This window comes from bacterium, from assembly GCA_041648665.1.
Lineage (GTDB): Bacteria > UBA10199 > UBA10199 > 2-02-FULL-44-16 > JAAZCA01 > JAFGMW01.
Genome location: JBAZOP010000079.1, coordinates 1 through 13,445 on the forward strand (window position 1 = coordinate 1; position 13,445 = coordinate 13,445).

Below are 13,445 nucleotides of genomic sequence, written 5' to 3' on the forward strand. Positions count from 1 at the left end.
CCTTCTCCTCAGGAGCCTTGTCGATCTGGTCAAACTCCATCACCGCCGCCAGACCCTTCGTCGAAAGATACTTCGTGATCGCGCTCGTCAAAGTCGTCTTGCCGTGATCCACGTGCCCTATCGTACCTACGTTCACGTGCGGCTTCGTCCGTTCAAATTTCTCCTTCGCCATTGTGTCCTCCCCATATCCTTTGCAGGAATCACAGCCCCTGCGATTTTGCTATTATCTCCTCAGCCAGGCTCTTGGGCACCGGCTCATAGTGCGCGAACTGCATGCTGTACGTGGCCCTTCCCTGCGTCACGCTCCGAAGGTCCGTCGAGTAGCCGAACATCTTCGAGAGCGGAACCTGGGCGCCGATGATCTGCGATCCCGCGTGGGCGTCGCTCTTCATGATCCTGCCGCGCCTAGCCGTAAGATCTCCGGTAACGCTGCCGACGTACTCGTCCGGGACCACAACCTCGACGTTCATCACGGGTTCCAGAATGATCGGGCTTCCCTTTCTCACCGCCGCCTTGAGACCCATCGACGAGCAGATCTTGAACGCCATCTCCGACGAGTCGACCTCGTGGTACGAACCGTCGAAGAGAGCCACCTGTAGGTCGACCAGCGGGAAACCAGCGATCGCTCCGCCGTTCATAGCCTCCTGAACGCCCTTCCTCACGGCCGGTATGTACTCCCTGGGGACCGAGCCTCCAACGATCTCGTCGACGAACTCAAATCCCTTTCCGCGCTCCAGCGGCTCGACCCTCAGCCATACGTGAGCGTACTGACCGCGGCCGCCGCTCTGCTTCACATGTTTGGATTCTATCTCCACAACCCTGGTGATCGTCTCACGATAAGCGACCTGCGGTTTGCCCACGTTAGCCGCTACATTAAATTCGCGGAGCAACCTGTCGACTATGATTTCGAGGTGGAGCTCGCCCATCCCGGAGATGATCGTCTGGCACGTCTCCTCGTCCACCTTCACGCGGAAGGACGGATCCTCGTTAGCCAGCTTCTGCAGGGAGAGCGACAGCCTCTCCTCGTCCGCCTTGGTCTTGGGCTCGATGGCGATGGAGATCACCGGATCCGGGAACTCCATCTTCTCCAGGATGATCGGCTGTTTCTGATCGCAGAGGGTATCCCCTGTTCTGGTGATGTTGAGCCCGACCGCCGCCACTATCTCGCCCGCCTCGGCCCTCTTGATCTCTTCCCTCTTGTTAGCGTGCATCCTGAGGAGGCGGCCCACCCTCTCGCGTTTGTCGCGTATCGGATTGTACACGGTCATACCGCTCTCTATTGCCCCGGAGTAAACGCGCATGAACGTGAGCTGGCCTACGTACGGATCGGACATGATCTTGAAGGCGAGCGCTGAGAACGGCTCCTTGATATCGGCAGCCCTCTTTTCAATCACCTCTTCCTTGTCCGGGTTCACACCCTCGATAGGAGGAACATCCAGCGGAGACGGCAGGTAATTGACGACTGCATCCAACAGGTGTTGCACTCCTTTGTTCTTGAATGCCGCACCGCAGAGCACCGGAACCACATGCATGGAGACTGTGGACTTGCGCGCCGCTCTCATGATCTCCTCATCGGTGAGCTTGTGGCTCTCGAGGTACTTATGGAGAAGTTCGTCCTCCGATTCCACGACCGCTTCTATGAGTTTCTCGCGATATTCGTCGACCATCGCCACGACGTCTTCAGGGATCGGGATCTCCACGACCTTCGCACCCTTGGTGTCGCCGTCGAAGGAGAACGCCTTGCGTGAGATAAGATCCACCACACCCACGAATTTATCCTCGGCTCCGAGCGGCAGTTGGAACGGCACCGCGTTCGCCGCAAGCCTTTCCCTCATCATGCGAACGCAGCGGAAAAAGTCGGCGCCCACGCGATCCATCTTGTTGACGAAACCGATCTTCGGGACACCGTAGCGGTTGGCCTGACGCCAGACCGTTTCCGACTGTGGCTCGACGCCCGCCACCGCATCGAATACGCCGACCGCGCCGTCGAGGACCCTGAGACAACGCTCAACCTCGACCGTGAAATCCACATGGCCTGGGGTGTCGATGACGTTGATCCTTTTGCCCAGCCACTCGCACGTGGTCGCAGCAGCCGTGATCGTTATGCCGCGCTCCTGTTCCTGTTCCATCCAGTCCATCACCGCGGTCCCTTCGTGGACCTCGCCTATCTTATAGGTGATGCCGGTATAGAAAAGGATGCGCTCGGTCACCGTGGTCTTGCCCGCGTCTATATGGGCAATGATCCCGATGTTGCGCACGTCGTTCAGATCTGTTGATGCCGCTGCCATCGATTACCTCTGCACTCCTTTAGGCCGCCTCTATGAAGAGGCTTTAATATTTGCGCACCATGATATCAAAGAGCTCAGTGCACATCCCTTACCAGCGATAATGTGCGAAGGCCTTGTTAGCCTCTGCCATCTTGTGAGTATCCTCGCGTTTCTTCACAGCTGCGCCTCGATTCTCCAACGCTTCGATCAGCTCGGCGGCAAGCCTGTCCTTCATCGTGCCTTCCTTGCGAGCGCGCGCCGCGGAGAGCAACCAGCGGATACCCAGGGAGACGCGCCTGTCCGAACGCACCTCGACCGGCACCTGGTATGTGGCGCCGCCGACACGGCGTGAGCGAACCTCGATGATCGGTTTTATGTTCTCCATGGCCTGTTTGAACAGTTTTACAGGATCGTCGTTCTTCTTCTCCTGGAGGACGTCGAACGTACCGTAGACCACATACTCGGCGATCGACTTCTTGCCGCTCCACATCATCGTGTTGATGAACTGCGAGACGAGCTTGTCGCCGTATTTCGGGTCCGGCAGCACCATCCTCTTCAAACTTGCTCTCTTTTTCCTGGGCATCGTAAACCTCGTCTTGAACGAAATTATTTGGGTCTCTTCGCACCGTACTTGGAACGACTCTGCCTGCGGTTTTCCACGCCGGTGGAGTCGAGCGTGCCCCTGATAATATGATAGCGGACGCCCGGCAGATCCTTGACGCGGCCGCCGCGAACCATGACCACCGAGTGCTCCTGAAGGTTGTGGCCCTCTCCAGGGATGTAGGAGGTCACCTCAAAACCGTTCGTGAGCCTCACCCTGGCGACCTTGCGCAAAGCCGAGTTCGGTTTTTTGGGAGTCGTGGTGTAGACGCGAATGCAAACGCCGCGCTTCTGCGGACACCTCTCGAGCGCAGGGGATGCGGTGCGCATCTTCAGCTGCCGCCTGCCGCTCCTTACAAGTTGATTTATCGTCGGCATAAAACTCCATTTGCGTCTTTTTTCAGGCAACGCGGGCCTATCAAAAGTGATTCAATTACAGGATGTTAGATGCTCTTGCAGCAATATCCGCCAAAGAGTGGCGCAACCTAACAGATGAAACTTGCTAAGTCAAGGTATTTGCTGGCCTTATACGAATCCCACCTAAGCTTAAAGTCGCACTTGAAAATCAGCCGGCAACATCTTGACTTGCCATAAGTTCATCCCCTGCAACAATGCCCTCGGCCTCCTCCGGCAGTTCAGCCACCTCGATGTCGAAGCCCTTGTACTTCCGAAGGCCCGTGCCAGCCGGGATCAGGCGGCCCATGATGACGTTCTCCTTGAGACCGCGCAGGTAATCCACCTTGCCGGAGACCGCCGCCTCTGTGAGGACCTTCGTGGTCTCCTGGAACGACGCGGCCGAGATGAAGCTCTCAGTGGAGAGCGAGGCCCTCGTGATTCCGAGCAGCATGGGTTCGCCCACAGCCGGTTTGCCGCCCTTTGCCCGGACCTGCTCGTTCTCCGCCTCGAAGATCGACTTCTCCACCTGTTCGTCCTCGAGACGAGTCGTATCGCCGGGATCGACTATGCGCACGCGCTTGAGCATCTGGCGCACGATGATCTCGATATGTTTGTCGTTGATGCGCACGCCCTGGAGCCTGTAGACCTCCTGGGTCTCGTCCACGAGGAACCTGGCCAGCTCTTTCTCGCCGAGCACCGCGAGTATGTCGTGTGGATTGGGCGAGCCGTCCATCAGCGCCTCGCCGGCGCGCACGAAGTCGCCCTCATGCACGGAGATATGGCGACCCTTCGGCACCGCGTATTCCTTCGGTTCGCCGACCTCGGGTGTGATGATGAGAGTCCTGCGGCCCTTCGCATCGGGTCCGAACGAGACCAGGCCGTCGATCTCGGATATGATGGCGTGATCCTTCGGCTTGCGCGCCTCGAAGAGCTCGGCGACGCGCGGCAGACCGCCGGTGATGTCCTTGGTCTTGGTGGTCTCTCGCGGAATCTTGGAGATCACGTCGCCCGCCAGGACCTCGTCCCCTTCAGCCACCACTATGTTCGCGCCGACCGGCATCAGGTACCTGGCCTCGCCGCGTCCCGAGGGAAGCTGCATGGTGGCGCCGTTAGCGTCCTTGATCGAGATGCGCGGCCTGGCGGTCGCATCCTTCGAGGATATGACGACCTTGCGCGAGAGGCCCGTGACCTCGTCGACCTGTTCGGTCATGGTCAGACCTTCGATGATGTCGCCGAACTTGACCCTGCCGCTCACCTCGGTGAGGATCGGCACGGTGTACGGATCCCACTCGGCGAGCAGGCCGCCCGCTTTGACCTTCTCGCCCTCCTTGTGCAGCAGGATCGCGCCGTAATTCAACTTGTATCTCTCGCGCTCGCGGCCAGCCTCATCGGAGACGATGACGACCCCGTTGCGGTTCATCACGGTCAGTTTACCTTCCTTGTTCACGACGATCTGGACGCCGTCGTACTTCACCACTCCCTCATGACGCGATTCGAGAGACGACTGCTCCACGCGCCTGGAAGCGGTTCCTCCGATGTGGAACGTCCTCATCGTAAGCTGGGTTCCCGGCTCACCGATCGACTGCGCCGCAATCACGCCCACAGACTCGCCGATGTTCACGAGATGACCGCGCGCCAAATCCCTACCGTAGCACTTGGCGCAGCAGCCGACGAGGCTCTTGCACGTCAGAACGGAGCGGACCAGCACCTTTTCGAGGCCGGAGTCCTCGATCCTCTGCACCAGCTCCTCGTCTATCATGTTGCCCGACTCCACTATCACCTCGTCAGTATAGGGATCGCGGATATCCTCGAGCGCCACGCGGCCGAGGATTCTGTCCGAGAGGGGTTCGATGACCTCTCCGCCTTCGACCAGCGCGCTCACCACCAGTCCGTCCAGGGTGCCGCAGTCCACCTCGGTGACCGTAGTATCCTGCGCCACGTCGACCAGACGCCTGGTCAGATAGCCTGAGTTGGCAGTCTTGAGCGCCGTGTCCGCAAGACCTTTGCGGGCGCCGTGCGTGGATATGAAGTACTGCAGAACGTTCAAGCCTTCGCGGAAGTTGGCAGTGATCGGGGTCTCGATGATCTCGCCCGACGGCTTGGCCATCAGTCCGCGCATCCCGGCCAGCTGGCGCATCTGCTGCGCGGAGCCCCTGGCGCCGGAATCGGCCATGATGAATATCGAATTGAAGCTCATCTGCTCGCGCTTCTCGCCTCCGGGGCCGTCTATCATCATCGTCGACATCCCCTTCATCATCGCCGAAGCGACGTCTTCCGTAGTCGCAGCCCAGATATCGACGACTTTATTGTACTTCTCGCCCGAGGTGATGAGCCCCTCGGTGTACTGCTCCTCGACCTCGCGGACCTCTGAGAACGCCTTGTCGAGCATGTGGCTCTTGGCCTCGGGGATGACCATGTCGTCGATACAGATGGAGATGCCGGCCTTCGTAGCGTGATGGAAACCCAGAGTACGCAGGTGATCGGCTAGCAGCACCGTCTCCTTGTCCTTGCAGAGGCGGTAGCAGGAATCGATGAGATCCGCGATCGCCTTCTTGTCCATCACTTTGTTGATCGCCGAGAAAGGTATCTGCTTGGGTACCACGTCGTAGAGCAGCACGCGTCCGGTCGTGGTCTCTATGAGCTTGCTGTCCATCCTGACTTTGATGCGCGCCTGCAGATCGGCCTGCCCTGCGTCGTAGGCCACTCGCACTTCATCGGGCGAGCTGAACATGCCGCCCTCGCCCTTGGCAAAGGCCCTCTCGCGGGTCATGTAGTAAATGCCCAATACCATGTCTTGCGTGGGCACGATGATCGGCTTGCCGTTGGCCGGAGAAAGTATGTTGTTCGTGGAGAGCAACAAGACCCTGGCCTCGATCTGGGCCTCGACGGAAAGCGGCACGTGCACCGCCATCTGGTCGCCGTCGAAGTCTGCGTTGAACGCCGCGCATACGAGCGGATGGAGCCGGATCGCCTTGCCCTCGGTGAGCACCGGCTCGAACGCCTGGATGCCCAGCCTGTGGAGGGTCGGCGCGCGGTTCAACATGACCGGGTGTTCCTTTATGACCTCGGCGAGGGCGTCCCATACCTCGGGGGATTCGCGCTCGACTAGCCTCTTGGCGCTCTTGATCGTAGCGGAGAGCCCCCTCAGCTCGAGCTTGTTATAGATGAAGGGTTTGAAGAGCTCGATCGCCATCGTCTTGGGAAGGCCGCACTCATGGAGCCTGAGCTCAGGGCCGACCACGATGACCGAACGGCCGGAGTAGTCCACGCGCTTGCCGAGCAGGTTCTGGCGGAAACGGCCCTGTTTGCCCTTGAGCATGTCTGAGAGCGAACGAAGCGGCCTACGATTCGGACCTACGAACGGCCTCGCGCGACGGCCGTTGTCGAAGAGCGCGTCCACCGCTTCCTGGAGCATGCGCTTCTCATTCCTTATTATGATGTCGGGCGCATTGAGCTCCATGAGCCTCTTCAACCTGTTGTTGCGGTTGATCACGCGCCTGTAGAGATCGTTGAGGTCCGACGTCGCGAACCTTCCCCCGTCGAGCGGGACAAGGGGTCTGAGATCAGGAGGCAGGACCGGGACCACGTCCAGCATCATCCACTCCGGCCTGTTGTTCGCCTCGCGGAACTGGTCCACGAGCTTGAGCCTCCTGGATATCTTGGCGGAGGCCGCCTCCGATTTCGTCTTCTTGAGGTCGCGGCGCAGTTTCTTTGAGAGCTCGTCCATATCGATCTTGGCGAGGATTTCCTTCACCACCTCGCCGCCCATGCCGACGGTGAAGGCTGGCCCGAACTCCTCCAGCGCTTTCTGATAGGCGTCCTCGGTGAGTATCTGACCTTCCTTGAGACCGGTGTTGCCCGGGTCCATGACCATGTAGGCTTCGCAGTACAGGACCCGCTCGAGCTCCTTAAGAGAGACGTCGAGCATCGTGCCGATCCTGGAGGGGAGGCTCTTGAGAAACCAGATGTGCGCGACCGGGGAAGCGAGCTTTATGTGCCCCATCCTCTCGCGGCGGACCTTGCTCTGGATGACCTCGACGCCGCACTTCTCGCACACGATCCCGCGGTGTTTCATGCGCTTGTACTTTCCGCAGTTGCACTCATAGTCCTTCACCGGCCCGAATATCTTGGCGCAGAAGAGTCCGTCGCGCTCCGGCTTGAAGGTGCGGTAGTTGATGGTCTCCGGCTTCTTCACCTCGCCGTGGGACCACTCCATCACCTTTTCGGGCGATGCGAGCTTTATGCGGATGCCCTCGAAACAGAGCGGATCCTTGGGCTTCTCAAAGAAGTGATAGATATCCATAAGTCTCCTCTTTGGACTCGAGTGAAACTATTTGCCAGCTTTTGTCTCCAGAAGTTCTACGTCCAGCGCCAGGGCCTGCAGCTCCTTGATGAGCACGTTGAACGACTCGGGAAGCCCCGGCTCCAGCACCTTCTCGCCCTTCACTATCGCCTCATACATCCTGGTGCGGCCTGCCACGTCGTCGGACTTGACCGTGAGGAACTCCTGCAGCGCGAAAGCCGCGCCATATGCCTCGAGCGCCCAGACTTCCATCTCTCCCAGCCTCTGTCCGCCGAACTGCGCCTTGCCGCCTAGCGGCTGCTGAGTGACCAGCGAATACGGGCCGATCGATCTGGCGTGTATCTTCTCGTCCACCAGGTGGTGCAGCTTCATTATATACATGAGACCGACCGTCACCTCGTGATCGAACGACTCGCCGGTGCGGCCGTCGAAAAGAACGGTCTTTCCGCCCTCGGGCAGACCGGCCTCTTTGAGCGCCTCCTTCACCTCCGCCTCGGACGCGCCATCGAACACCGGCGTAGTGAAGGGGATTCCATCCCGGAGTTTTCCGGCCATTTCCCTCAGCTGCTTCTCGGATGCCTTCTCAAGAAACTCGTTCATCGCGGGCGAGCTGTAGGCCTTCTTGATCGCTTTGGCGAGCTCGTCGCGCGAGAAGTTCTTGTCCAGATTCTCCTGTATCCTCTCGCCGATCGTGCGGGCCGCCCAACCGAGGTGAGCCTCGAGGATCTGGCCCACGTTCATGCGCGAAGGAACTCCGAGCGGATTCAGCACGATATCCACCGGCCTGCCGTCAGCCAGGTAGGGCATGTCTTCCTCCGGCAGAATCCTGGAGATGACGCCCTTGTTCCCGTGACGGCCTGCCATCTTGTCGCCGACCGAGAGTTTGCGCTTGATAGCGATGTAGACCTTGACCATCTTGATGACGCCCGGGGGCAGCTCGTCGCCCTTGGTCAGGCGGTTGATCTTCTGGTCGTACATCATCCTGACCATGTCTTGCTGCTCCTCGGCCTCGTCGAATAGTTCGGCGAGCTCGGCTTCTATCGATTCGCCGTCCTCTACCGAGATCTCGCTCCACTTGCTGAACGGTATCCTGTTGAGGGTGTCTTCGGTGATCGTCTTTCCCTTGGCCAGAAGAACCTTCTCCTCAGCCTCGTCCATGACCTTCGAAGTCGAGGTGCGGCCGACGAGCAGCTGCCTGATGCGTTTGGTCGCCGTGTCGATGATGCCCTTTACCTCGGCCTCCATATCCTTGTTGATCTTCGTCTTCTCCTCGTCCTGGATCTCCTTTGCGCGGTCGTCGAGTTCAACTCCCTCGCGAGAGAAGACCTGGGCGCCGATGACCACCCCCGACACGCCCGGCGGAACCCTGAGGCCCGTATCCTTCACGTCGCCGGCCTTGTCGCCGAAGATCGCGCGAAGCAATCTTTCTTCAGGAGAGAGCTGCGTCTCGCCCTTTGGAGTGACCTTCCCGACGAGGATATCTCCTGCCCTGACCTCGGCACCTATGCGCACGATGCCGGATTCATCGAGGTCCATGAGGGCCTCGTCGCCTACGTTCGGGATGTCACGCGTGATATCCTCTTTGCCGAGCTTTGTGTCGCGAGCAGCGCATTCGAACTCCTCGATGTGTATAGAGGTGAAGGAATCGTCCTTGACCACGCGCTCGCTGATGAGGATCGAGTCCTCAAAATTGTATCCGCCCCAGGGCATGTAGGCCACGACCACGTTCTGACCGAGGGCGAGCTCTCCCTCGTCAGTAGCGGGACCGTCGGCTATCACGTCGCCCCTGCGAACCTTGTCTCCTTTTTTCACGATCGGCTTCTGCGTTATGCAGGTGCTCTGGTTGGAGCGACGGAACTTGGTGAGGTTGTAGATATCGACCTCGCTGGAGAACTTCTTGCGTTCGCTCTTGTCGGCGCGGACGACTATGCGGTTGGCGTCAAGCTCAGCGATAACGCCCTCGCGCTTGGCCACTATGGTGACGCCCGAGTCCCGTGCGACCGTCGCTTCGACGCCCGTGCCGACGATCGGAGCCGAGCTGCGCAGCAGTGGGACCGCCTGCCTCTGCATGTTCGATCCCATCAGGGCGCGGTTCGCATCGTCGTGCTCTAGGAACGGTATAAGCGCCGCCGCGATGGAGACCAGCTGCTGCGGCGAAACGTCCATGAGTTTGACGTCGCTGCGGTTGGCCATCATGAATTCGCCGCGACTTCGGCTCTGCACCTTTTCGCTCGTGAGCATATCCTTGTTGTCGACCGCGGCGTTGGCCTGCGCTATCGAGAGATCCGCCTCATCCAGCGCCGAACAATAATCAACAGCCTCGGTGACTTTGCCGTCCTTCACTTCGCGGTACGGTGTCTCGATGAAGCCATAGTCGTTGACGCGCGCATATATCGAGAGCGACGCGATGAGCCCGATGTTCGGACCTTCGGGGGTCTCGATCGGACAGATGCGACCGTAGTGCGTGGGATGCACGTCGCGCACTTCGAATCCAGCCCTCTCCCTGGTGAGCCCCCCCGGCCCGAGCGCCGAAAGCCTGCGCTTGTGGGTGACTTCCGAGAGCGGGTTTGTCTGGTCCATGAATTGCGACAACTGGCTCGATCCGAAAAACTCCTTGATGACCGCACTCACCGGCTTCGGGTTGATCAGGTCGTGCGGCATCAGCGTCTCTACATCCTGAAGGCTCATGCGCTCGCGGATCGCCCTCTCCATCCTGATAAGGCCGACCCTGTACTGGTTCTCCAAAAGCTCCCCGACGGATCGCACCCTGCGGTTGCCCAGGTGATCGATGTCGTCTATCTCGCCCTCGCCATCCTTGAGCCCGATGAGGTAGCGCACCGTAGACACGATGTCTTCCTTGCGGAGGGTGCTTACCTCGAGGGGTACGTCGAATCCGAATTTGTAGTTCAGCTTGAGCCTTCCCACCTTGGAGAGGTCGTAGCGCTCCGGGTTGTAGAAGAGATTATCGAAGAGCGACGCCGCGGCCTCCGGCGTAGATGGGTCGCCGGGCCTGAGCCTGCGATAGATCTCGAGCTTCGCCTCCTCCGGGGTGCCGACTTTGTCGGCCTTGAGCGTGTTCAAAAGATACGGACCCACGTTGAGGTCGTCGATGAACAGGATGTTGATCTCCCCTATCTTCTTGTCAGCGATCTCCTCAAACTTTTTCTCGGTGAGTTCGTCGCCGGCGGAAAGCAACACCTCGCCTGTCGAAGGATCGACCACATCGCAGGCCAGGAACTTGCCGATGATGTCCTCAGGTTCGATGGGGATCTGCGCGTTCTTCGCCTTCGTCAGGGTTTCGATCGCCTGGCGCGTGAAGCGCTTGCCCTTCTTCACCAGAGTGGTCCCGGTCTTGGGGTCCTTGATGTCCTTGCTCGCTCGCTGGTAGCAGAGAAGGTCCGCGACCGCGTTCTTTTCAAGCTTGTTGCGGCCCTGTATAGAGACGACCTCGTGCTTATAGAAGATATTGAGCAGCTCCTCCTCGGAATAGCCGAGGGCGCGAAGCAGCATCGTCGCAGGCATCTTGCGGCGGCGATCGATGCGGACGTGTATTAAGTCCTTGGCGTCGAACTCAAAGTCGAGCCATGCGCCGCGGTAAGGTATCATCCTGGCCGCGAACAGAAGTTTGCCGGTGGAATGCGTCTTGCCCTTGTCGTGCTCGAAGAAGACGCCTGGGCTGCGGTGCAGCTGAGAGACGATCACGCGTTCGGTGCCATTGATGATGAAGGTGCCGAATTCCGTCATGAGCGGCACCTCTCCGAAATAGACCTCCTGCTCCTTGACGTCGCGTATGGTCTGCGCCGCAGTCACCTCGTCTATGTCCCAGACCACGAGCCTGACCGTCACCCTCATCGGGGCGGCGAAGGTCATACCGCGGTTCCTGCACTCCTGCTCGTCGTATCTCGGCGGGTCGAGCACGTACTGCACGAATTCGAGAGATGCGGTCTGGTTGAACCCTTTGATCGGAAAGACGCTCTTGAAGACTCCCTGGAGCCCGATGTCCGCCCTCTGTTCAGGAGGGGTATCCGCCTGCAGAAACTGCTGAAACGATTTCTGTTGTATCTCTACGAGCGGAGGTATGCCGATGACATGCTTTATTTTTGAAAAGTCTTTTCGGATACGACGAACCGGAAGGGTTGCCATATGCTCTCCTTGACCTCGGTGTCAGATAAGCAGACGCGCCCGTGGCTCTCCCGCGGGCGGCCTTTCCACACGCCATAAAAACGCTTTGTGCCAGGGCGCCGCGCGATAATCTCGCGCGACATCCCCGGCACTTTTGATCTGCGCTCTATTGCTACTTAACCTCGACCTTGGCGCCAGCTGCCTCGAGCTTCTTCTTGATGTCGGCAGCCTCTTCCTTGGTCACGCCTTCCTTCACCGCCTTCGGGGCACCCTCGACCAGATCCTTGGCCTCCTTCAGGCCCAGGCTCGTGACCGCGCGCACTTCCTTGATCACGTTGATCTTGTTGGTGCCTGCATCGGTCAGCATCACCGTGAATTCTGTCTTCTCTTCAGCCGCAGCAGCCGCAACCGGCGCCGCAGCAGCCGCAACCGGCGCCGCAGCGGAGACGCCGAACGTGCTCTCGAGATCCTTCACGAGATCGGCCACTTCCATGAGTGTCATGCCCTTCAGGGCCTCGACGATTTCTGCTCTTCCTACCGTTGCCATACCTTCCTCCTTGATTTTGCACCCCAATCGATTCCGTAGCGCTTGCGTTACGGGCCGAGTGGGCGAGCGGCGCCTTGATTTCTTCGCCGCCGTTTAAGTGCGTTTGGTTTCAATTTATGCCTGTTTCGTCTCCTTGATCGCGTTGATGGCGTAGACGAGCTTGCGCGGGATCGCCGCAAGCACGCCGACCAGATTGCTGGCGGGCGCATTCATCGACGACAGAGCCATCGCAAGCAGGATTTCGCGGGACGGCATCTTGGAAAGGGCCTCCACCTGACTCGGCCCGATCTCCTTGCCATCGAGGTACCCGCCTTTGACGGAAAGCTTGTCGTGGCTCTTCGCGAATTCGACGAGCGCCTTGGCAGGGTTCACCGGATCGATGAAGTTGATCGCGACGGCTGTTGGGCCGGCAAAGTACTTCCCAAGCTGCTCGATCCCCTTCTCCTTGAGGGCGCGTTTCATGAGACGGTTTTTGACGACCTTGAACCAAGTATCGCCCTTGCGCAGATTGCCGCGGAGATCGGTCATCTCCGAAACCTTGAGCCCCCTGTAGTCTGCGAATATGAGGACCTTGGCCTTCTCCAGGCGCTCGCTTAAGTTCTTCACCTCTTGCGACTTCTTTGCTTTTTCCACAGCTTCCTCCTCAAGACTGGCCTCGCACGGAGGCGGTCTATAAGTTCGTCACATCCAGACGGATCCCCGGGCTCATCGTGGAAGAGATCGCCATGGATTTAATGTATGTGCCCTTTGCTGCCGCCGGCTTCGCCTTGTTCACCGCCTCGATAAGGGCGAGCAGATTATCCTTCAGTTTGGCGGCGCCGAAAGAGCGCCTGCCGATCGGGGCATGCACGATCGCCGCTTTATCTATGCGGAATTCGACCTTTCCGGCCTTCTGTTCAGCGACCGCCTTCTTGACGTCCATGGTGACGGTGCCGAGTTTCGGGTTGGGCATGAGCCCCCTGGGGCCCAGCACCTTTCCCATCCTTCCGACGACTCCCATCATGTCCGGAGTGGCGATCACCTTATCGAACTCGAACCAACCGCCGTTTATCTTCTCGACCAGGTCCTCACCGCCCACCGAATCCGCGCCGGCCTCCTCGGCCTCCTTGGCCTTGTCGCCCTTGGCGAAAACCAGCACGCGCAGCTTCTTGCCAATACCGTGCGGAAGCACGATGGCGCCGCGAACACCCTGGTCCGTCTGCTTGGGATC

At 59.4% G+C, this 13,445-nt stretch carries 8 protein-coding genes and 1 pseudogene; all 9 read right to left on the reverse strand.

The features are described from left to right. On the reverse strand, nt 1-172 hold a 172-nt coding region (locus WC683_16285), incomplete at its 3' end, for a GTP-binding protein (protein ID MFA4974169.1). Nucleotides 173-200: 28 nt separating this feature from the next. Then, entirely contained in the window at nt 201-2,288 is a 2,088-nt protein-coding gene (gene fusA / locus WC683_16290; protein ID MFA4974170.1) for an elongation factor G, read from the reverse strand. 88 nt (nt 2,289-2,376) lie between these two features. After that, nucleotides 2,377-2,850: a 30S ribosomal protein S7 gene (gene rpsG / locus WC683_16295; GenBank protein ID MFA4974171.1), complete on the reverse strand. Its 474-nt coding sequence runs from the start codon at nt 2,848-2,850 to the stop codon at nt 2,377-2,379. 23 nt (nt 2,851-2,873) lie between these two features. Next, a complete protein-coding gene (rpsL, locus tag WC683_16300) occupies nt 2,874-3,245 on the reverse strand; it encodes a 30S ribosomal protein S12 (protein ID MFA4974172.1) in 372 nt (123 codons plus the stop codon). Between the two features lie 187 nt (nt 3,246-3,432). Then, a complete protein-coding gene (gene rpoC / locus WC683_16305; GenBank protein ID MFA4974173.1) occupies nt 3,433-7,566 on the reverse strand; it encodes a DNA-directed RNA polymerase subunit beta' in 4,134 nt (1,377 codons plus the stop codon). A gap of 42 nt (nt 7,567-7,608) precedes the next feature. Beyond that, nucleotides 7,609-11,709 (reverse strand): annotated as a pseudogene (gene rpoB / locus WC683_16310) (DNA-directed RNA polymerase subunit beta). A gap of 151 nt (nt 11,710-11,860) precedes the next feature. Then, nucleotides 11,861-12,235 (reverse strand): 50S ribosomal protein L7/L12, encoded by a 375-nt coding sequence (gene rplL, locus WC683_16315; protein MFA4974174.1) that lies wholly within the window; start codon nt 12,233-12,235, stop codon nt 11,861-11,863. Nucleotides 12,236-12,349: 114 nt separating this feature from the next. Then, nucleotides 12,350-12,868 carry a 50S ribosomal protein L10 gene (rplJ, locus tag WC683_16320; protein MFA4974175.1) on the reverse strand — a complete coding sequence of 173 codons (519 nt, stop codon included), beginning with the start codon at nt 12,866-12,868 and terminating at the stop codon, nt 12,350-12,352. Between the two features lie 37 nt (nt 12,869-12,905). Next, nucleotides 12,906-13,445: 50S ribosomal protein L1 (rplA, locus tag WC683_16325; GenBank protein ID MFA4974176.1), on the reverse strand; the 540-nt coding region annotated here is incomplete at its 5' end.

Excerpts from the sequence above, each read along its gene's own strand:
- fusA (MFA4974170.1), bottom strand. The coding sequence starts at position 2,288 with ATGGCAGCGGCATCAACAGATCTGAACGACGTGCGCAACATCGGGATC.
- rpsG (MFA4974171.1), bottom strand. The coding sequence starts at position 2,850 with ATGCCCAGGAAAAAGAGAGCAAGTTTGAAGAGGATGGTGCTGCCGGAC.
- rpsL (MFA4974172.1), bottom strand. The coding sequence starts at position 3,245 with ATGCCGACGATAAATCAACTTGTAAGGAGCGGCAGGCGGCAGCTGAAG.
- rpoC (MFA4974173.1), bottom strand. The coding sequence starts at position 7,566 with ATGGATATCTATCACTTCTTTGAGAAGCCCAAGGATCCGCTCTGTTTC.
- rplL (MFA4974174.1), bottom strand. The coding sequence starts at position 12,235 with ATGGCAACGGTAGGAAGAGCAGAAATCGTCGAGGCCCTGAAGGGCATG.